This window comes from Leifsonia sp. NPDC056824 (assembly GCF_042789575.1).
GTDB lineage: Bacteria > Actinomycetota > Actinomycetes > Actinomycetales > Microbacteriaceae > Leifsonia.
In genome coordinates this window covers 31,700-51,472 of sequence record NZ_JBHUAV010000006.1, presented here as the reverse complement: position 1 = coordinate 51,472, position 19,773 = coordinate 31,700, and the positions used below count along the sequence as shown (strand labels likewise).

Annotated in this window: 22 protein-coding genes; 12 read left to right on the top strand and 10 right to left on the bottom strand. The window is 69.4% G+C overall.

The window, feature by feature from the left end; genetic code table 11:
• Nucleotides 1-12: 12 nt before the first annotated feature.
• Nucleotides 13-1,041: a class II fructose-bisphosphate aldolase gene (gene fbaA, locus ACFRFH_RS18510; protein ID WP_382464462.1), complete on the bottom strand. Its 1,029-nt coding sequence runs from the start codon at nt 1,039-1,041 to the stop codon at nt 13-15.
• Between the two features lie 147 nt (nt 1,042-1,188).
• On the opposite strand from fbaA, the gene glpX reads away from it, so the two are divergent.
• Nucleotides 1,189-2,190, top strand: coding sequence for a class II fructose-bisphosphatase (gene glpX / locus ACFRFH_RS18505; RefSeq protein ID WP_382458593.1), 1,002 nt, complete (start codon nt 1,189-1,191; stop codon nt 2,188-2,190).
• Nucleotides 2,191-2,333: 143 nt separating this feature from the next.
• Here glpX and rmuC read toward each other — a convergent pair whose 3' ends face one another.
• The 3 genes from rmuC to ACFRFH_RS18490 form a co-directional block, all read right to left on the bottom strand.
• Nucleotides 2,334-3,788: a DNA recombination protein RmuC gene (gene rmuC, locus ACFRFH_RS18500; protein WP_382464461.1), complete on the bottom strand. Its 1,455-nt coding sequence runs from the start codon at nt 3,786-3,788 to the stop codon at nt 2,334-2,336.
• 114 nt (nt 3,789-3,902) lie between these two features.
• On the bottom strand, nt 3,903-5,363 hold the full coding sequence (locus tag ACFRFH_RS18495) for a sugar porter family MFS transporter (RefSeq protein ID WP_382464460.1): 1,461 nt from the start codon (nt 5,361-5,363) through the stop codon (nt 3,903-3,905).
• 142 nt (nt 5,364-5,505) lie between these two features.
• Nucleotides 5,506-6,087 carry an exonuclease domain-containing protein gene (locus tag ACFRFH_RS18490; RefSeq protein WP_382464459.1) on the bottom strand — a complete coding sequence of 194 codons (582 nt, stop codon included), beginning with the start codon at nt 6,085-6,087 and terminating at the stop codon, nt 5,506-5,508.
• A 99-nt stretch (nt 6,088-6,186) separates the two neighbouring features.
• On the opposite strand from ACFRFH_RS18490, the gene ACFRFH_RS18485 reads away from it, so the two are divergent.
• The 6 genes from ACFRFH_RS18485 to ACFRFH_RS18460 all read left to right on the top strand — a co-directional run bounded on the left by ACFRFH_RS18485 (nt 6,187) and on the right by ACFRFH_RS18460 (nt 12,368).
• Nucleotides 6,187-6,930: a class I SAM-dependent methyltransferase gene (locus ACFRFH_RS18485; RefSeq protein WP_382464458.1), complete on the top strand. Its 744-nt coding sequence runs from the start codon at nt 6,187-6,189 to the stop codon at nt 6,928-6,930.
• 58 nt (nt 6,931-6,988) lie between these two features.
• Nucleotides 6,989-8,062 carry a redox-regulated ATPase YchF gene (ychF, locus tag ACFRFH_RS18480; protein WP_382464457.1) on the top strand — a complete coding sequence of 358 codons (1,074 nt, stop codon included), beginning with the start codon at nt 6,989-6,991 and terminating at the stop codon, nt 8,060-8,062.
• A 226-nt stretch (nt 8,063-8,288) separates the two neighbouring features.
• Nucleotides 8,289-9,050: a glycosyltransferase family 2 protein gene (locus tag ACFRFH_RS18475; RefSeq protein WP_382464456.1), complete on the top strand. Its 762-nt coding sequence runs from the start codon at nt 8,289-8,291 to the stop codon at nt 9,048-9,050.
• Nucleotides 9,047-10,774 (top strand): DUF6798 domain-containing protein, encoded by a 1,728-nt coding sequence (locus ACFRFH_RS18470; RefSeq protein WP_382464455.1) that lies wholly within the window; start codon nt 9,047-9,049, stop codon nt 10,772-10,774. Before ACFRFH_RS18475 ends, ACFRFH_RS18470 begins: the two co-directional genes overlap by 4 nt.
• 118 nt (nt 10,775-10,892) lie before the next feature.
• Nucleotides 10,893-11,276, top strand: a complete 384-nt coding sequence (locus tag ACFRFH_RS18465; RefSeq protein ID WP_382464454.1) for a VOC family protein — start codon at nt 10,893-10,895, stop codon at nt 11,274-11,276.
• A 192-nt stretch (nt 11,277-11,468) separates the two neighbouring features.
• Nucleotides 11,469-12,368, top strand: a complete 900-nt coding sequence (locus tag ACFRFH_RS18460; protein ID WP_382464453.1) for an Abi family protein — start codon at nt 11,469-11,471, stop codon at nt 12,366-12,368.
• Nucleotides 12,369-12,385: 17 nt separating this feature from the next.
• Here the strand turns inward: ACFRFH_RS18460 and ACFRFH_RS18455 are convergent, their stop codons facing one another.
• Complete coding sequence (locus ACFRFH_RS18455; RefSeq protein WP_382464452.1) at nt 12,386-13,198, bottom strand: patatin-like phospholipase family protein; 813 nt, start codon at nt 13,196-13,198, stop codon at nt 12,386-12,388.
• A gap of 62 nt (nt 13,199-13,260) precedes the next feature.
• Nucleotides 13,261-13,758 (bottom strand): DUF427 domain-containing protein, encoded by a 498-nt coding sequence (locus ACFRFH_RS18450; protein ID WP_382464451.1) that lies wholly within the window; start codon nt 13,756-13,758, stop codon nt 13,261-13,263.
• A 35-nt stretch (nt 13,759-13,793) separates the two neighbouring features.
• Here ACFRFH_RS18450 and ACFRFH_RS18445 point away from each other — a divergent pair, with 35 nt between their 5' ends.
• Entirely contained in the window at nt 13,794-14,396 is a 603-nt protein-coding gene (locus ACFRFH_RS18445) for an LON peptidase substrate-binding domain-containing protein (RefSeq protein WP_382464450.1), read from the top strand.
• 115 nt (nt 14,397-14,511) lie between these two features.
• Here the strand turns inward: ACFRFH_RS18445 and ACFRFH_RS18440 are convergent, their stop codons facing one another.
• Both ACFRFH_RS18440 and ACFRFH_RS18435 read right to left on the bottom strand, forming a co-directional pair.
• Nucleotides 14,512-15,408 (bottom strand): SDR family oxidoreductase, encoded by an 897-nt coding sequence (locus tag ACFRFH_RS18440; RefSeq protein WP_382464449.1) that lies wholly within the window; start codon nt 15,406-15,408, stop codon nt 14,512-14,514.
• Nucleotides 15,405-15,893, bottom strand: a complete 489-nt coding sequence (locus ACFRFH_RS18435; RefSeq protein ID WP_382464448.1) for a nuclear transport factor 2 family protein — start codon at nt 15,891-15,893, stop codon at nt 15,405-15,407. Before ACFRFH_RS18435 ends, ACFRFH_RS18440 begins: the two co-directional genes overlap by 4 nt.
• Before the next feature lie 54 nt (nt 15,894-15,947).
• On the opposite strand from ACFRFH_RS18435, the gene ACFRFH_RS18430 reads away from it, so the two are divergent.
• The 4 genes from ACFRFH_RS18430 to ACFRFH_RS18415 all read left to right on the top strand — a co-directional run bounded on the left by ACFRFH_RS18430 (nt 15,948) and on the right by ACFRFH_RS18415 (nt 18,235).
• A complete protein-coding gene (locus tag ACFRFH_RS18430; protein ID WP_382464447.1) occupies nt 15,948-16,589 on the top strand; it encodes a TetR/AcrR family transcriptional regulator in 642 nt (213 codons plus the stop codon).
• 136 nt (nt 16,590-16,725) lie between these two features.
• Complete coding sequence (locus ACFRFH_RS18425) at nt 16,726-17,130, top strand: hypothetical protein (protein ID WP_382464446.1); 405 nt, start codon at nt 16,726-16,728, stop codon at nt 17,128-17,130.
• A gap of 242 nt (nt 17,131-17,372) precedes the next feature.
• Nucleotides 17,373-17,768, top strand: coding sequence for a hypothetical protein (locus ACFRFH_RS18420; RefSeq protein ID WP_382464445.1), 396 nt, complete (start codon nt 17,373-17,375; stop codon nt 17,766-17,768).
• A gap of 44 nt (nt 17,769-17,812) precedes the next feature.
• Nucleotides 17,813-18,235, top strand: a complete 423-nt coding sequence (locus ACFRFH_RS18415; protein WP_382464444.1) for a hypothetical protein — start codon at nt 17,813-17,815, stop codon at nt 18,233-18,235.
• 142 nt (nt 18,236-18,377) lie between these two features.
• Here ACFRFH_RS18415 and ACFRFH_RS18410 read toward each other — a convergent pair whose 3' ends face one another.
• Both ACFRFH_RS18410 and ACFRFH_RS18405 read right to left on the bottom strand, forming a co-directional pair.
• On the bottom strand, nt 18,378-18,617 hold the full coding sequence (locus ACFRFH_RS18410) for a hypothetical protein (protein WP_382464443.1): 240 nt from the start codon (nt 18,615-18,617) through the stop codon (nt 18,378-18,380).
• 429 nt (nt 18,618-19,046) lie between these two features.
• On the bottom strand, nt 19,047-19,589 hold the full coding sequence (locus tag ACFRFH_RS18405) for a DapH/DapD/GlmU-related protein (protein ID WP_382464442.1): 543 nt from the start codon (nt 19,587-19,589) through the stop codon (nt 19,047-19,049).
• Nucleotides 19,590-19,773 lie beyond the last annotated feature (184 nt).

Below are 19,773 nucleotides of genomic sequence, written 5' to 3'. Positions count from 1 at the left end.
CGGTGTGCGGGACTACTTGCCGGAGTGGCCGGCGCTGCCGAGCTGCTGCGTGGCCTCCACGACGCGGGCGGCCATCCCGGTCTCGGCGACCTTGCCCCAGGCGCGCGGGTCGTAGGCCTTCTTGTTGCCCACTTCGCCGTCGACCTTGAGCACGCCGTCGTAGTTGTCGAACATGTAGCCGGCGACGGAGCGGGTGAACGCGTACTGGGTGTCGGTGTCGATGTTCATCTTCACGACGCCGTTGCGGACCGCCTCGGCGATCTCGGCGTCGGTCGAGCCGGAGCCGCCGTGGAAGACGAGGTCGAGCGGCTTCGGGCCGGTGCCGTACTTGGCGGCCAGGCCGTCCTGGATCTCCTTGAGCAGCTCGGGGCGCAGCTTGACGTTGCCCGGCTTGTAGACGCCGTGCACGTTGCCGAAGGTGAGGGCGGCCATGTAGCGGCCGTTCTCGCCGAGGCCCAGGGCCTCCACGGCCTTCTCGACGTCGGCGAGGGTGGTGTAGAGGGCTTCGTTGGAGCCCTCGTGCTGCACGCCGTCCTCCTCGCCGCCGACGACGCCGATCTCGACCTCGAGGATGGCGTTGATGGCCTTGGTGCGCTTGATCATCTCCTGCGCGATCTCGAGGTTCTCGTTCAGCGGGACCGCCGAGCCGTCCCACATGTGGGACTGGAAGATCGGGTTGCGGCCCGCGCGGACCTCCTCCTCGGAGGCGGCGATGAGCGGCAGCACGAAGTCGTCGAGCGCGCCCTTCGGGCAGTGGTCGGTGTGCAGCGCGACGGTGATCGGGTAGTTCTTGGCGACCTCGGTGGCGAACCGCGCGAACGCGAGGGCGCCGGTGGCGCGGGCCTTGACCGTCTGGCCGGCGAAGTAGTCGGCGCCGCCGGTGGTCACCTGGATGATGCCGTCGCTGCCCGCCTCGGTGAGGCCCTGGAGCACGGAGTTGATCGTCTGCGACGACGAGACGTTGAACGCGGGATACGCGAAGCCGCCCGCCTTCGCCTTGTCGAGCATCTCTGCGTACTGGTCCGGCGTGGCGATGGGCATTGCGGCTCCTTGGGAATCGGGGTGTCGAACGGGACTCATCATACCGACGCGGGTCCGGTGCCTCCGGCGACCTCCCCTCGATACACTGGGCTTCGCCGTCGTGTGGCGGCTGACACCGTCGTTTCGATTCGTCCGGGAGGACCCATCATGACCAGCACCGACACCGCGTCCCTCTTCCTTCACCCCGACCGGAACCTGGCGATGGAACTGGTGCGGGCGACCGAGGCGGCGGCGATCCGGGCCACCCCGTGGATCGGCCGCGGCGACAAGAACGCGGCGGACGGCGCGGCCGTGGACGCGATGCGCAAGTTCCTCGGCACGGTGAACTTCGACGGGCTGATCGTGATCGGCGAGGGCGAGAAGGACAACGCCCCGATGCTGTTCAACGGCGAGCACGTCGGCAACGGGCGGGGACCGGCCTGCGACATCGCGGTCGACCCGATCGACGGCACGTCGCTGACCGCCGCCGGCCGCCAGAACGCGCTGTCGGTGATCGCGGTGTCGGACCGCGGCACGATGCTGGATGCCTCCAGCGTCTTCTACATGGACAAGATCGTCACCGGTCCGGAGGGCCGCGGCGTCGTGGACCTGTCGCAGTCGATCGGGGACAACATCCGCGAGCTGGCGAAGGCCAAGGGCAAGCCGGTGGGGGAGATCCGCGTGGCCGTGCTGGACCGACCGCGCCACGAGGGCCTGATCGAGGAGATCCGTGCCGCCGGCGCCGGGACCCGCCTGATGCTCGACGGCGACGTGGCCGGCGGGATCAACGCGGCCCGCTACGAGTCGCGCATCGACCTGTGCGTCGGCATCGGCGGCAGCCCGGAGGGCATCACGACCGCGTGCGCGATCAAGGCGATCGGCGGGTTCATGCAGGGCCGGCTGGCGCCGAAGGACGACGCCGAGCGCGCCGGCGGGATCGCGGCGGGCCTCGACATGGACCGCATCTACGGCGCCGACGACCTGGTCAAGGGCGACAACACCTTCTTCGTCGCGACCGGCGTCACCGACGGCGGCCTGGTGGAGGGCGTGCGCCGCAAGGGCCCGATCATCCGCACCGAGTCGATCGTGCTGCGCTCCAAGTCGGGCACCATCCGCCGCGTGGTCGCGGACCACCTCGCCGAGAAGTGGTTGTCGGCGGACGAGCTGTAAGGGGCGCGTCTCGCGCGATTCGTGACGAATGGCGGCTTACGCGCCCCCATTCGCGCGATTCGTGACGAATCGTCGCGCGTGGATTCGTGCCGAATCGCGGCTTTCGCGCCGCCATTCGCGCGATTCGTGACGAATCGTCGCGGTCAGGCGGCGCCGGAGGCCTCGTCGGAGGCGGCGGCAGCGGCGTCGGAGGCGGCGGCGCGCGCCCGCTCCTCGATGGCGAGCTTGTCGATGCCGTGCATGTCGCGGGCGTCGTCGTCGGCGGCCTCCACGCGGATGCGGGCTTCGGCCTGCGCCTCCAGCTCGTCGACGAGCTCGAACGCGGTGAGCTCGCGCGGAGCCTCCTCGATGCCCGCCATGACGCCGATGACCTTGGACTCGTCGATCGCGGCGAGCTTGCGGGCCGTCGGGAACACCTGGCGCTCGAAGGAGCCGACGAAGCCGTTGTAGTCCTTGACCGTGCGCTCGATCGAGCGGCCGAGCTTCTCGATGTGCCCGGCCGTGGTGCCGAGCCGGGTGTAGAGCGTGCGGCTCAGGTCGAAGAGCTGCTTGGCGTCCTGCGTGAGCACGTCCTGCTGCCAGCTGAACGCCACCGTCTTCAGCACCGACCACAGCGTCACGGGGGAGGCCAGTGCCACACGCTTGCCGAAGGCGAACTCCATGATCGACGGGTCCGCCTCCATCGCCGACGAGACCAGCGACTCGCTCGGGATGAACGCGATGACCATTTCGGGGGAGGACTCCAGGCCCGTCCAGTAGGCCTTGCTGCCCAGCGTGGTGATGTGGTCGCGGACGGCCTTGACGTGCTGCTTGAGGAGGGCCTCGCGCTGCGCGCCCTCGGCGCCGGTCGCCGTCGCGGGGATCTGGCTGGCCTCGAGGTAGGCGTTGAACGGCACCTTGGCGTCGAGCGCGATGCTCTTGCCGCCGGGGAGCCGGATGATCATGTCGGGACGGCCGGCGCCGGACTCCGAGTGGATGCTGGACTGCACGTCGAAGTCCACCCGCTCGATCAGGCCGGCGGCCTCCACGACGCTGCGGAGCTGGGTCTCGCCCCAGACGCCGCGGGTGCTGTTGGAGCGCAGGGCGGACGCCAGCGACTCGGCGGTGCTGCGCAGCCGCTCCTCCGACTCCGCCGCCGACCGGAGCTGCTGGGCGAGCTGGCCGTGCTGCTGGTTGCGCTGGGTCTCCAGCTCGATCACCTTGCGCTGCATGTCGCTGAGGCTTTCGCGCACCGGCGCCAGCGCCTGGAGCACTTTGCTCTCGGCGCGCTCGCGCTCGGTCTGGGCGACGGCTTCGGCGCGGTGCCGCTCCGTGGTCTCCTTGAGCTGCTCGTGCGCCCCGCGGAGCTGCTCCTGCAGGCTGTCGACGCGGGTGTCGGCCGCGGCGAGCTCCGCGCGGAGGTCGGCCTGCCTGCCCGCCTCTTCGGCGCGCACCTCGAGCAGCTCCCGCTCGTGGCGGGCGGCGACGATCGCCGGGTCCTCCACCGTGGGCGCCGCGGCCTCGCGGCTCCGGAGCAGCCGGGCGACGGCGTAGCCGGCTCCCGCCGCGCCGACGAGGAGACCGAGCAGGAGGCCGAGGAGCAGTGCGGGGAAGTCCATGCGCTCAGTGTCGCAGGGGCCGCCGACAACCGCCGCGACGACGGAGGGCGGGGCGGGAAATCGTTCCCGCCCCGCCCGCGTGCCGGCCCGAGAGCCCGCCCGTTGCGTGTCGGCTCAGCGGGTGAACCGCTCGCGCAGCTCGGCCTCCAGCGTCTCCAGGCTGCGCCCGCGCGTCTCGGGCAGGCTGCGCGCGACGAAGACGACCGCGCCGACGCCCACGACGGCGAACAGGAAGAACGTGGGCGAGATCCCGAGCGCGTCCACGAGCTGCGGGAACAGGAAGCCGACCAGGAAGTTCGTCAGCCACAGGATGAGCGCGGCCAGCCCGAACGCCGCGCCGCGAATGCGTGCGGGGAAGATCTCCGCGAGCATCAGCCAGGTCACCGGCGAGACCGCGCCCTGCTGGAACGCGAGGAACGTCACCGTGAGCGACAGCACCACGAACGGCAGCGCGGGCGAGCCGGCGAGCAGCGCGGAGGCGCCGCCGACCAGCAGCAGCGACGTCGTCGTGCCGATCAGGCCGACGATCAGCAGCGGGCGCCGGCCCACCTTGCCGAGCAGCGCGATGCCGACGAAGGTGGCGAGCACCGAGATGACGCCGTTGGCGATCTGACCGATGAGCGCGCCCTGCTGGTCGAAGCCGGACTTCTGGAGGATCTGGACGCCGTAGTACATGATCGAGTTCACTCCGGTGAGCTGCTGGACCATCGCGATCCCGAGCCCGATGACGAAGACCCGGCGCACCCACGGCACGGCGAGCTCCGTGAGCAGGGGCGTCCGCACGGCGCGCTCCTCGTGGCGGCGGATCTCCTCGGCCTCCCGCTCGGCCTGCTGCTCGGCGCGGATGCGGCGCAGCACAGCGAGGCCTTCGGCGAAGCGGCCGTGCAGGATGAGCCAGCGCGGGCTCTCCGGCACGACGAGCATCCCGAAGAACAGCACCACGGCGGGCAGCGAGGCGACGACGAGCATCCAGCGCCACACGGCGGCGTGCTCGGGGACGACGGAGGCGAGCACGGCGTTGACGACGAACGCGGCGAGCTGGCCGGAGACGATCATCAGCTCGTTCTGCGTGACGATGCGGCCGCGGCGGGCGGCGGGGGAGAGCTCCGCGAGGTACATCGGGACCACGACGGACGCGCCGCCGACCGCGAGGCCGAGCACGAAGCGGGCGGCGATCATGACGCCGATCGTCGGCGCGAAGGCGCAGGCGAGGGCCGCGATGAAGAACACGACCGCGAGCGCGCCGATCAGCCCGCGGCGTCCGCGGCGGTCGGCGATGCGGCCACCGAGGAACGAGCCGAGCGCCGCGCCGAAGAGGAGCGACGACACGATGGTGCCCTCCTCGAGCGGGGTGAGCGGCCGCTGGTCGAACTGCATGAACGGCAGGGCGCCGCTGATGACGCCGGTGTCGTAGCCGAAGAGGAGGCCGCCGAAGGTGGCGAGCACGGCGATCCGCCGGAGGAAGCGGCGCGCGCGGGGATCGTCCGCGCGGTCGGGGTGCGGTGGTGTCGAGCCTGCGGAGGCGGTGGTGAGGAGGGCCGGGTCGGCGGCCTCCGGGTGAGGGGATGCGGTCATCGTCGCTCCTTCGCGTCTTGTTGCTATGTCTGGACAATAGAACGTGACGTGAGAAGTTGCAATGCTTTCATTACTGAGGTGTTTATACCTCATCGCAGTGTGTTCGCGACCCGCCCGGAGCGCGGCGCTGAGCCGGTGGGCGCTATGCCGCGGCGGCCAGGCCGATGCGCCCGACGCGGGCGCCGGTCAGCGCTGCGAGGTCGTCGATCGTCGCCGCGTCGTGGCGGCGCGCCGCGTGCACGACGATCGCCGCGCACGCCTCCGCGTCGGCGAGGGCGTCGTGGTGGTGGAAGTCCTCGAACCCGGCCGCCATCGCCGCGACCGGCAGGCGGTACGACTCCAGGTGGTAGGTGCGCCGGGCGACCTGGAGGCTGCACAGGTAGCGGTATTCCGGGCAGGCGACGAGGGTGGCGGCGCACGCGGCGCGGATGACGCCCATGTCGAAGCCGGCGTTGTGTGCGACCAGGTGGTCGTCCTCCGCGAACTCCACCAGGTCGGCGAGCTGGTCGACCCAGCCCGCGGCGCCGGCGACGTCCTCCGGCCGGATGCCGTGGATGCGGACGTTCCACTCCTGGAAGACGTCGTGCCCGAGCGGCGGCCGGATGAACCAGCTCGCGCGGTCGACCACGCGGCCGTCGCGCACCTTCACCAGCCCGACCGAACAGGCGGACGCCGCAGAGGAGTTCGCAGTCTCGAAGTCGATGGCGGTGAAGTCCAGTGGCACGCCCGAACTCTCGCACGGCCCACCGACGTCGCCCGGTCGCCCACGCCGCGGAGGCCGGAAGTGCTATCGGGGTGGGGCCGACGGCGTAGGGTCGCGGGTATGCGGGAGCGACGGGAGCGGGAGGCGCACGCGCGTGCGTTCGACCGGGCGGCCGAACTGTACGACCTGGCCCGGCCGGACTATCCGGCCGACGCGGTCGCCTGGCTCACGGAGGGGGTGACCGGCCCGGTCGTGGACCTCGGCGCCGGCACCGGCAAGCTGACCCGCGCACTCGTCGACGCCGGCTTCGACGTGATCGCGGTCGACCCGTCGCCGCAGATGCTCGGCGTGCTGGCGGAGCGCATCCCGGAGGCGGAGACGCGGATCGGGGCGGGCGAGAGCATCCCCGTCCCCGACGCGGGCGCAGGAATGGTCGTCGCCGCGCAGGCGTGGCACTGGGTGGACCGCGTGCGCGCCGTCCCGGAGGTCGCGCGCGTGCTGCGGCCCGGCGGCAGGATCGGGCTGGTCTGGAACGACCGCGACGAGAGCGTCGCCTGGGTGCGCGAGCTGGGCGAGCTGATGGGCGCGGGGGAGGCGACCTTCGGCGAGGAGGAGGAGCCGGCGGTAGGCCCGCCGTTCGGCGAGCTGGAGCGGCACGACGTGCACTGGGTGCAGGCGCTGACGCTGGACGGCCTCCTGGACCTGGCGCGCTCGCGCAGCTACTTCATCACGAAGGACCCGGACGCCCAGGCGGCGGTGATCGCGTCGCTGCGCCGCCTCCACGCCGGGCATCCGGAGCTGGCGGGGGCGGAGCGGATCGAGCTGCCGTACGTCACGCGGTGCTACCGGGCGACGCTGGGCTGAGGCCGGCGGGGCGGAGATCGGCGGCCGGCCACCGTTCCCGCCCGTAGAATGGACGACCGTGGCTCTCACTATCGGTATCGTCGGACTCCCGAACGTCGGCAAGTCGACCCTCTTCAACGCGCTGACCAAGAACGACGCCCTCGCGGCGAACTACCCGTTCGCGACCATCGAGCCGAACGTGGGGGTCGTGAACCTCCCCGACCCGCGCCTCGACACGCTGGCCGAGCTGTTCGGCAGCGAGCGCATCCTCCCGGCCCCGGTGTCGTTCCTCGACATCGCCGGCATCGTGAAGGGCGCGAGCGAGGGCGAGGGCCTCGGCAACAAGTTCCTCGCCAACATCCGCGAGGCCGACGCCATCGCGCAGGTGGTGCGCGGCTTCTCCGACCCGGATGTCGTGCACGTCGCCGGCAAGGTGGACGCCGCCGGGGACATGGAGACCATCAACACCGAGCTCATCCTCGCCGACCTGCAGACCCTCGAGAAGGCGGAGCAGCGGTACGAGAAGGAGGTCAAGGGCCGCAAGCTGGAGCCGGTCGTGCTCGAGACGGCCCGCGAGGCGGCGGCGTTCCTGAACGACGGCAAGCCGCTGTCGGCCTCCACCATCGACCTGGAGCCGATCCGCGAGCTCGGGCTGCTCACCGCGAAGCCGTTCATCTACGTGTTCAACGTGGACGAGGACGTGCTCACCGACGACGCCCGCCGCGCCGCGCTCGCCGACCTGGTCGCTCCCGCCCAGGCGGTGTTCCTCGACGCGAAGCTGGAGTCCGAGCTCATCGACCTCGACGCCGCCGACGCCGCCGAGCTGCTCGCCTCCACCGGCCAGACGGAAAGCGGCCTCGACCAGCTCGCCCGCATCGGCTTCGACACCCTGGGCCTGCAGACCTACCTCACGGCCGGCCCGAAGGAGTCCCGCGCCTGGACCATCCACAAGGGCTGGAAGGCCCCCCAGGCGGCCGGCGTCATCCACACCGACTTCGAGAAAGGCTTCATCAAGGCCGAAGTCATCTCCTTCGACGACCTCGTCGACGCCGGCAGCGTCGCGGAGGCGCGGGCGCGCGGGAAGGCGCGCATGGAGGGGAAAGAGTATGTGATGCAGGACGGGGACGTCGTGGAGTTCCGCTTCAACGTGTAGTTGACCGGCCTCCCGCCCACAGGAGATCAGCCCGCGACACGCCGCCCGACTCCTTCCGAACGGCGTCGGGAAGGAGTTTCGCGACGCTTCTCCTTTTCTGGGTGCGGAACGCGTAGGCCGTGGCGGAATCGACGGGCGGTTTCGTCCGTATATGCTTTCCCAGGCTGCTCGCATCTTTACTTTTCGACCAATTCGGAGTAGCCGGGTTGCTTGGAGTCCTCTGCCTATGAACGACCGTTCGCGGAACCGCCACGTCGGTCTGTCGATCGTGATCCCCATCCACAACAGTTCGATGGTGCTGGCGCGGACGATCGAACGCTGGCTCGACTATCTGACGCACGGTCACGCCGAGATCATCCTGGTCGAGAACGGCTCCACCGATCTCACCTGGGCCCTGGCGCAGGAACTGGCGCGGGACAGCGCGCACGTCACCTTCCAGCTGGCGCAGTCCGAGAAGGGCATGGGCAACGCGCTGAGGCGCGGCATCGAGCTGTCCCGCGGCGACCTCGTCCTGCTCACGGCGGACGACCTCCCCTTCGACTTCACCGACGTGGAGGGGGCGCGGGAGCTCGACCCACGCCCGCCGATCGTCATCGGGTCCAAAGCCCACCCCGGGTCCCGGATCAACCGCCAGGCGCACCGGCACCTCTACACGTTCGGGTACCGGGTGTTCCGGCGCGCCCTCCTCGGCTCGCGGGTCGGGGACTCGCAGGGGACGATCATCGCCGACGGTGAGTGGCTCCGCCGGTACGCGCCGTTCCTCGACGAGCCGGGCTTCCTGTTCACGACCCAGCTCATCTTCGCGGCCGAACTCCAGGGACTCCCGATCGCCGAGGTCCCCGTGGTGCTGTCGGTCGACCACGCGCCCAAACCGTCCACCGTGCGGTTCTCGGATGCCTGGGACATGGGGATCGGGCTGCTGCGCCTGCGCAGGACGCGCCGGGCCATGAACCGCCAGCTCGAGCCCGGGCCGGAGGCCGTCGCTTGAACGCGCGCACCTGGGCGGCCACCGCGGGCCGCTACGCTCGCGGACCCGTCGGCATCGCCCTGAGCATGGCCGTCCTGCTCGGAGCCCTGGAAGTGTGGGGCAATCAGGGGCCCGGCTACTTCGCGGGGTGGGGCGACCACTTCGTCCTGTCGCCGGAGGGGCTGAGCTGGGCGATCCCGGGGGCCTTCGCGAACGACTGGTTCATGGAGACCTCCCCTCAGCCCCACTGGTTCTTCGACATCGTCACCTGGGCCGGTCAGGCGTCCGGTCACCTGTCCACGGCTTACACGCTGTTCTGGGCCGTCGGGCTGCTCGCGTTCGGTGCAGCGACAGCCCTCATGGCCGGGCTGGTCGCCCGCCGCGCCGCCTGGCCGGTCGCCGTCGGCTTCACCTTCCTCATCTCGCAGACGCCGTGGGAGATCGGCGGGACGGGGTCGCTCGTCATCGCACAGGCCCTCCCGGCCGTGACGAGCGCGAGCCTCATCTACCTCGCCCTCGCAGCGTTGCTCGCGAACCGCCGGTGGCTCGCCGCGGTCGCAGCCGTGCTGGTCGCCATCGTGCACGTCCAGGAGGGCGCGGTCATCGCGATCGTGCTCGTCGCGTTCACCGTGGTCGACGTCATCCGCGCCCGGCGCGTCGACTGGCGCCTCGTCGGCGCGATCGGCGTCACCCTGGCCTTCGTCGTCTTCGGGCTCGCGCTCCGACCCGTCGCCTCCAATCTGACGGACTTCGTCGCGATCTGCGACGCCGTCATCCCGTATCACTGCGCCGCGCACCTCTGGAATCGGCACGAGCTGGCGTCCGCGATCGGTCTCATCGTGCTCACCGGCCTGTCGTGCTTCCTGCTTCCGCGTCGGGCGCGCGTCGCGTGGCTGGTGACGGTCGGCCTGGCGACGCTCGGTTACACGCTCGGCTTCGCGGCCGACGCGCTGAGCGTGCCGGTGCTCGGCCAGCTCGCCCAGGCCGTCAACGTCTACCGCCTCGGTGTCGTCCTGCTGCCGTTCGCCATCTGGGGGGCACTGCTGCCCGTCCTGAAACCCGAGTGGAGCGTCTGGGGATTCGTCCGTCTCGTCGCGTGGTGGCTCGCCCTGGCAGGCCTCCTCGCGAGCCCGTTCAACCGCATCCCCGCGACCTTCACTCCGGCGTTCCTGGCGATCGCCGGGACCATCGCCGTGTGCGCTCTGCTCGCCTTCCGCTTCCGTGGCCGCCTGAGCCGCCCGTTCCTCGTCGGTCTGTCGAGCTTCCTCCTGGGGCTGCTCTTCGTGTTCACCGCCGCGGGCACCGGGGCGCTCACGTTCAGGACGCCGGACTTCCGGTTCATCAGCAGCCAGACCCTCGTCCAGTGGGGCGAAGAGGTCCGCGCGGCCGTCCCGGCGGGAGCGGTGATCGTCTCCTCGCCGCGCGACGAGTGGACCAAGCTCGTCACCCAACGGGCCGTCGTGGCGGACTGCAAGGACGTCCCCTACGGTGGGGCTCCCTGGCGCGAATGGAAGAGGCGGATCGGACAGCTCGGCGGACTCGAGCAGTGCCAGACCGGCGTCCTGCTCTACAACGAGCTCTCCGCCGGCCGCCTCATCGGTCTCGCCGACGAGTTCCACTCCGACTTCATCACCCTCAACCCGTCGCTCTCCGAGACGGCGGAAGGGCTGAAGGCCCGGGGGTGGCACCTCCTGGTGCAGCCGGTCGGCACCTCGGGCGTCCTCCTCTTCGGCCGGTCGGCCTGACGCTGTCCGACCCGTTCCCCGGAGGGCGCGGCGACACCTCAGGGATCGCATCGAATCGGTGCAGGGCCAAGGACGTCCTGCCCGGCGTACCCTGACGGCGGGCAACAAGGAGGTTGCAATGCTGACCACAACGAGGATCTCGGCAGTGCTTTCCAGCACCGACCTGGCTCGGAGCCAAGAATTCTACGAGCAGCGGGTGGGGCTGACGCTTTCGCCGGAGACGATCCCGAACCATCTCGTGTTCGAGTCGCCCGACGGCTCCACCGTGCTCGTCTACGGACGACCCGGAGGAAACAAGGCCGACCACACTCAGGTGCGGTTCTGGTCGAAAGACATCGACAGCGACGTGCAGGAACTGGCTTCGCGCGGCGTCGTCTTCGAGGAATACGACTTTCCCACGCTCAAGACAGTCGGCCATATCGCCACAACTGCCGGTGTCGGCAGATCGGCGTGGTTCAAGGACCCGGACGGCAACATCCTCGCTGTGTATCAGCCGGAGTAGTCCTCACGCCATCCAGCGCAGCCGCTTATGCTTTTCGGCAACGTGACGTGGTGGAGTTCAGGTTCAACTCAATTCGCGCGCGGGCGAATGGCGGCTTGGGGCCGTGTCGGCTAATGTAGAGGCAATCGACCCCCTCCCAAGCCTCTCGAAGAAGCTCAAATGGGAGGGGCCTTTTCTTTTTCGAGGTGCCGAGTGAAACCGAGCCTGTCTTGGGACGAGCAGGTCGCCCTCATGGTCGGCCGTGGTCTCATCATCGACGACGATTCAGCCTGCGCTCGCTTCCTGGCCGCGTCGAACTACTACCGGTTTTCTGGCTACGCGAGGTACTTCCAGAAGGCCCCGCACCGCGGCGATGACGACTTCCGACCCGGGACCACGTTCGACGAGATTCGCGCTGTTTATGACGCCGACGAAGAGTTGCGCACCGCTCTCGTCCGGCCGTTGGCGCAGGTGGAGTTGATGCTCCGTTCGTACCTGGCCCGAGTCATCGCTGACCAGCACGGCGCATACGTCCGTTATCTCGAAGAGGACTTCTACACTGACATCGCCGGGCGTGAGCCAACTGTCACATCGTGCCTGCGGGACATCGACCGGAGTAAGGACCGCCACATTCTGCGATATCGGGACGGAGGCGACCGCACCGACTACAGCAGGTTGCCGGTGTGGTCAGCTGTGGAGGCCTGGTCGTTCGGGACACTCTCCAAGGCGATCGAGCGTGGTGGAAGCGGATCTTTGGCTGACGTTGTGGCCACGAGCATCGGGGTCGCCAAAGCCGGCTTCGCATACCGTGTAAAGGCCCTGGTGTATCTCCGCAATCGCTGTGCGCACCACAGCCGACTGTGGAACCACTCGGTCATCGATGCCGGGCCCACGCCGAACAATGTTCGGACTAAGGCCAAGAGGCTCGCTGGTCAGTTCAGCCATCGCTCCGTGATTGACGTGGTCGCGTCGCTCGATGACATGACGTTTCGCGGCGTCGCTGCCGAACCGTTGCTTCCGTGGTTGGTCGAGAAGTTCGTCAGCGAACCCAGTTTCTGGGGAGGCGTGACGGCGCCCGAGGGTCCCAGAGACCACACGGGAAGCACGAGATGACGTTTCAAACGGGGACGTTATTCGGCCACGGAAAGTGGTGGAGTGACCCGCTTGGGCTCGTGCGCACCTGCGATCGTCCCGCGCGACTCGGCTTCATCCAGTGCCGCGGTCGCCACTCGCCGCCCCTCGGCGATGAGACGCGGCACATCGGACATCCCCCACTGCGCCATCCCGCCCATCTCGGGCTGGATGAGCACGACCGAGGGGTCGCGCTTGAGGTCGGCGGTGCGTGTGACCATCCGCATCATCCGAACGTTCTCCCATTTCGCGTGCAGGCGCACCACGATGACGCGGGTCGCGCCGAGAGCGCGGGTGGCCTGGACCGGCACGTTGTCGACGATGCCGCCGTCGGCCAGCAGCCTCCCGTCGCGTCGCACCGGAGGGAGGAGCCCTGGCACCGCGATCGTCGACCGCAGGGCGACGCTCAGCGGTCCTTCGTCTATCGTGACGGCCTGGCGGGTTCGGAGGTCGGTGGCGACGGCGGCGAACCGGCGAGGGAGGTGCTCGATGAGCGGATCCGAGCCCAGGTGGCGGTGGAGAGAATGCCTGACCGCATGCGTGTCGAGCAGTCCCCAGCGCGGAGTGAACGACCACCGCGCGATCGCGCTCCAGCGGAACCTCCGCGCGGCGCGCTCGATCGCCGGTGCCTCGAAGCCCGCGGCATATGCTGCGCCGACCAGGGCGCCGGAACTCGTGCCGGTGATGATCCCCGGGCGGATGCCGCGCTCCGCGAGCACCTGAAGAACCCCCACATGCGCAGCGCCGAACGCGCCTCCACCGCCCAGGGTGAGACCCAGGGTGCGATCATCGCTCACGTCGTTCTCCGTCATTCCGATGCGCGCGACCCTACCAGCGAGCAGGTGAGAGACCCCTGTGCGGGTATCGCCGGCGTTCACCAGCCCAGTGACCCGGGCGACCCCTTGAAGGGCCCGACGACGGCACTCGTGATCCAGCCGCCGTAGAAGCCTCCGGGCTGCGGCGTGACGACCTCGCCGTCGACAGTGCACTCGTCCATCTGCTGCGCGTAGACAGCGACGCGGTCTCGGAGCGGCTCGAACCCGGGCGACGGATGTGGGTAGTTCCACGCGCAAGCGGACCGCACCTCGCCTCCGCCGCGCACGTCGAGATATCGTGCGGTGCCCTTGAACTCGCAGAACGACGAACCGTCGGCGTCGACCAGCGCGCCGGTCGCGAAGTCCGCGATCGGGACGTAGTAGACCGGCGGATGGCTGGTCTCGAGCACCCGGACGACGTCTCGGGATTCGACGATGAGCTGCCCGCCTAGACGGATCGTGACAGGCGCGGCGACGCGCTCGATGCGCGGGGGCCGCGGGTAGTCCCACACGGACTCCTGCCCCGTTCCTGGGATCTCGGGGCGCGGGCGGGACACCTTTTCACTCTATGCCCGCGGTGCTTCACTGGAGTATGGCCGCCTCGCCGATGTTCCCGCTCGGATCAGTGCTGTTCCCCAGCGTGGCCATCCCGCTGCGGGTGTTCGAGCCGCGGTATCTCACGCTGGTCGGGCGATTGCTCGACGAGGACGAACCGGGGTTCGAGTTCGGCGTCGTCCTCATCGAGCGTGGACCCGAAGCGGGGGGTGGCGACCAGCGCGCCTCGGTCGGGACGATGGCGCGTCTGGTGAGCGCTGCCGCGGGCGCCGACGACCTGCTGATCGTCGGCGTGGGGACCCGGAGGTTCACGGTCGAGCGCTGGGTCGACGAGGACCCGTATCCCCGGGCCGAACTCTCGATGCTGCCGGATCTGGAATGGTCCGAGGCGCTCGCACCCATGCGGGCCGAGGCCGAAGCGGTTGTCCGCCGCGTGATCGCCCGCGTCGCGGAGCCGCAGGCGGATGCCGACATCGAGCTGTCGGACGATCCCGTCGCAGCCGTGTGGCAACTGGCGGCGATCGCCCCGCTGGGCGAGTACGACAGGTACACACTGTTGAGGTCGACGTCGATGGGAGGTCTCCTGCGTCAGGTGGTCGACCTGACCCTCGACGCCGAGGAGCTCTGGTCCGCCGGGTGAGGCCCTCCCGAAGGAAGTCAGCGCGGAACACGCCGCCCGACTCCTTCCGAACGGCGTCGGGAAGGAGTTTGCGACCGCGTCTCCTTCTGACCGGGAGGTCTACCCGGGCCCCGGCTCAGCGTGCCACCGAACCCTGGTGGACATCCGCCCAGCTCGTGGCGGCCTGTGCGAGGGTGGTGTGCGGGAGCCCGGGGTAGCGGGCGCGGTGCGGGGCGGCGTCGAACGTCATGTCGGTCGTGTTCATGATCACCGCTGCGGACGCGACGCGTGCGAGGAACGGCGAAAACGGCCGGGAAGCGAGCGCCATCATGCGGAGCGCCGGAATCGGTATCCGCTTGGTCGGGCCGGCCACGCCGGTCGCCGATTGCAGAGCATCGGAGAGTTGTCCGAGGGTCAGATCCTCGCCGCCCCACTCGACGGTCTCCCCGAGCAGGTGCGGATTGCGCAGGGCTTCTCCGACCAGGGCGGCCACATCCTCGACGGACACGAAGTTCACCGGGACTGTGCCCGGTCCGAACACGAGCGTCGATCCGTTGCGCGGGAGATCGGCCCCGACCGCGTCGAGGTACGTCTCCAGGAACGCGGTGGGGCGCACGATCGTCCATCCCGCACCGGAGGCCCGCAGCGCCTCCTCGGCCGCCCACTTCATGCGGAGAAGCGGAAGCCGTGCGTCCGGAGCCGCACCGTGCATCGATATCAGGACGACGTGCTCGACACCCGCGGTGCGCGCTGCGTGGATGAGAGCGATGTTCCCGTCTCGGTCGACTCCGGCAGGCGTCGACCGCCCCATCGGCCCGAATCCGGATGCGGCGAGGACCACCGCACGGCAGCCCTCGACCGCGCGCGAGACCGTCTCCGCGTCGGCGAGGTCACCGATCACCGCCTCTGATCCGCCCTCTCGGATCCTCCCCGCGGTGACGTCGTTTCGCGTCAGCACCCGGACCTGGCCGGGTTCCAGCTCCTCGCGGACGGCAGTTCCCAGCCGCCCGGTGCCGCCGGCGATGAGGATCACGGCGACACGACCTCTGCCGTCGGCGCCACGGCCCCGGGAGGTGTGCCCGTGGGCGCATCCCGCACCTGCCGCCGCACGGCGTCGCCGACCGTGCCGCTCGCACGCTCGACAGGCTCCACGTAGAAACGCGCGGATGCGATGCTGTCGCCGTCGACCTCGAAGATGATCGTTCCGGCCATTTCGTGCGGTGTGCCGTCGCGGCGCGTCCCCGTCATCCGCCATTCGGTCCAGACCGTGAGGCCGTCGACGGTCTGCGCTTCGACCGCGACCTGGATGTCGGGCACGCCGGCGAAGATCTGCTGCCAGTTGTCCCGCACCTGAGCGGAGCCGGCGAACGAACGATTCGGGTGTGCCGGCGTCGAGTTGCGGTAGGCGGCGGCGAAGCAGCCAACGAGGGCGTCGAGGTCGTGAGCGTTCGTGGCCCGCACCAAGCGGTCGATGACCGTTGCTGGCGTCCCATCTCTACGCTCATCGTCTGTGCTCATGACAGCCTCCATTTTCGATGAAGTAGACTGTATCTGAATAGGAGTGTACGCCGCATGGAAACCGGGGACAAGAGCCGCCGACGCTACGACGCGAGCCGGCGCCGCAGCATGGCCGAGGATCGACGCCGTGGCATCCTGAGCAGTGCGGAGCGGCTGTTCCTGCAGTCGGGGTACGCCGCAACGACCGTCGCCGCCATCGCGGACGACGCCGGTGTGGCCGTCGAGACCGTTTACAAGGCGTTCGGCGGCAAGCCCGGTCTCGTGCGCGCGATCGTCGGCTCGCGGTTACTGGGATCGGCGGACGTTCCCGCCGAGACGCGGTCCGATGCCGCCCAGGCGACGGCGCCGAACGCCGCCGCACTGTTCCGCCGATTCGGGGAGTTCACCAGGGAGATCGCACCCGAGCTCGCCCCCATCATGCGGCTCATCCGGGATGCCGCGGCGTCCGGCGACCACGAGATGCGCGGCCTGCTTGCGGAGGTCGAGGACGAACGACATGCGCGCATGCTCCACAATGCGCTCACCGTGGCGGAGCGCGGGTTCTTGCGGCCCGATGTCACGCCCGCCGCCGCGGCCGACGTGATGTGGCTCTACACCGACTCCCGCTTCTTCGACGACCTGGTGGTGGCACGAGGCTGGACTCCCGACGCCTTCGCCGGGTTCATCGCCGGGGCGCTCGAGTCCGCGCTCGCCTAGCGGAGCGTCTAGTCCGGGCGCCGAGTGGTGAGTTGTTGACCGAAATCCTTCACACATTCGACACCTGGCCACGACTCGCCGGCGGGCTTGAACGCCGAGGCGCATCCGGACGCGCGACTGCTGCTACATTCGCGGGATGCTTGGTGGGTTCATCGTTGACGCGATCGGGTTGCTGATCGGCGGCGCGATTGCGTATTGGTTCATCCGCAGGGCGAAGGGTCGCCGAGCGAAGTCCGGGAGGTTCGACACCGGATTCCGAGTGATTTCTGGACGTCATCACGGATTGAGTGCCGATTGGCGCTTAGGCGTCGGAACCCTGTCGCCTGGTCGTGTGCAGCTCGAGGGTCTGACGATCGACCTGCGGGAAGTGGATACGTCTTCACGGCGACGAGCGAAGCTGCGCGAGACACTGGCCGGTGCTGACACCACGATCTTCCGGGTGAGAACCGACGAGGCAGAACTCGAATGGTCGGTGCTCACGCAGCTGGCCGACCGGGCGATCGGCCTGGTGGGTGCGAACGCGTCCGCTCGCGATGCGTGAACTCGCCGAGGCCTTCCGAATGTCGTCGGGAACGACCTGAAGCTGACCTCGGCCCCCTCCCGAAGGAGATCAGCGCGCGACACGCCGCCCGACTCCTTCCGAACGGCGTCGGGAAGGAGTTTGCGCCGTGTCTTCCTTCTGACCCGGAGATCCGGCGCCGACGGTCCTGGGCGACATACGATTGTGCCCATGTCGCCTACGGACGTGTTGCAGAACACGTCGCCTGTACTGATGGTGCCGTCGTGATCGGGCAGATCATCGCTGACCTTTTCAGCACTTTTCTCGGCCGTGTGGTTTACGACGGCGTGGCCGGACGCAAACGAGCCAAGGCGACGGAACGCCGAGTGTTCCAGGGTGGTCTGCGCGTCGTCTCCGGTACTCAGGCGGGCCTCGGCAGCGAGTGGCTGATCGGATACTGGAGTGTCAGCGCAAGTCGACTGAGTCTGGGGACTGCGACTATCCCGATCGTCGAGACGGTCGGGGGATCACGCCGCACGGCCCGTGTCGCCGACGTGATCGGCGCGACCGACACCGTCATCCACACGCTTCGCACCGAGACCGCCGAGCTGGAGTGGGCGCTTCTGCGGTTGTCCGACGCAGATGCGCTTCGAGCGCTGGGAGTTCCGGTGTCGCGGTGAGGAGCTGGTGGTCGATCCGGGCCTTCTCGAATAACATTCCTCCGATGGCAGACACCGGGGACCCGCTATTCGCTCAGATCCGTCGGCATTTCGATGCCGTGCTCTCCAGTGACGAGTCAGCTCGGGAGGCCGCGGAATGGTCCCATGAGCAACTCGATCACCAGACGTGGACCGACGAAGTCGCTTTTCAGGGCTTGATGCGTTTGGCCGACCTGGTCGGCGTGAACTGGAACTACGTCAGCGAAAGCGCGGATGCCCATGGCTATCTCTTCCGCTCCTACTGGGACTGGATGGAGGTCGTTCGGTGGTACGAAGACGACCCGGCCGCGTGGAAGGCGAACTATTTCCGAGGGCTCGTCACGTCGTTCACGGATCGATTCGGGACTGACCGTGCCGCGACAGCGGTCGCGGCGCTTGTGGAGAGCGGCGAGATCACAAGCGAAGAGGCGGCTCGCTGGTCGGCCTAGGCTCCGCGAGGATGCCCCAGCCCGGGCTCTGCAGGTGCGGAGTCCGGCGCCGCTCGAAGGAGATTCGAGGGCGACACGGCACACCTGTCCTTCCGAATGCCGTCCGGAAGGAGATTTGGGACGCGTCTCCTTCCCGGGTCAGCTACGGCTCCGTCGTCAGCCGCGCATCCCCGATCACCGTGTGCAACCAGATCCAGCTGCCGTTCGTGCTGCCGCGCACCAGGTCCACATGCACCGTCTCGTCCGGCCCGATGGGTCCGACGCCCACATGCAGGGTCCGCGCCTGCGGCGTATCCAGCGTCCAGGAGGCCGGCCCGACGCCCGCGTTCGCCGATGCCTCCACCATCAGCACCGCGCCCAGCTCGAGGAAGAATGGCGCCACCCCCCGCGAGGTCGTACGACCGCGTCTCCGTGATCCCGAAATCGGACGGCGTGAAGCGCACCGAGACACGGAACCAGTCCAACGGCTGGCTCGGGTGCACGTCCCACGAGTAGTAGAACGCCGGGTTGAGGTCGGGCGCGAAGAGGACGTCGCCGGTCGCGACGACCGACGGGAGGGCGAGGTCGGCGCCCGTGCCGAGGGTGTGGGCGAGGTGGCCGGCGTCGACGGTGGCGATCGTTCCGGGGTACTGGCCGAAGCCGGGGAGACCGCCGAGCTGGCCGCGGAGGCGGTCGGCGAAGTCCGCCAACTCGGCGCGGTCGGGGCGCCGGGGAGTGCCGCCCGGCGAACTAGGGATGCTGTTCATGGTGCCGCACCCTACGCCGACGAACCGCCCGCGGGGATAGGTCGCGGGCGCGAAAACGGCCGGGCTCAGAACTCCCGCAGCACCGTCGCCTTCGGCCCGGCCACGAGCGTCCCCGCCGGCACGTCCTCCGCGACGACGGCGCCGGCCGCGATGACAGCGTCCGGGCCGATGCTGACGCCCGGGAGGATGGTCGCGCCCGCCCCGATCCACACGTTCTCGGCGACGTCGATCGGGCCGCCGGTCAGCCAGCTGCGGCGGTCCTCCACGTCGACCGGGTGGCCGACCGTGATGAAGGTGACCCGCGGGGCGACCATGACGCGCGGGGCGAGACGGATGCCGGCGTAGTCCAGGAACGTGCAGTTCTGGTTGATGAACACCCGCTCCGACAGTTCCAGGTTCAGGCCGTGGTCGGTGAAGAAGGGCGGGTAGATCGTCGCCCGCTCCGGCAGCGGGCGGCCGAGGATCTCCTCGAAGAGCGCCGCCTTGCCGTCCTCGTCGTCGAACGGCAGCACGTTCAGCCGGGAGGTCAGCTCCGTCGCGCGCAGCACGCGCTCCGACATGGCCTGGAACTCGGGCGAGTGGATGCGCATCAGAAGGTCGCTGGACACCCCACGATCCTCCCGCAGCGCCCCGCGACATTCGCCACGAATCGCGGGTTCGGGCGCCGCAATCGCGACATTCGGCACGAATCGCCGTATCGGAAGTCGTGCGACATTCGGCACGAATCGCGGGAATGGGCGCCGCTATCGCGACATTCGGCACGAATCGCGCGAGGGGATCGCGGCACGAATC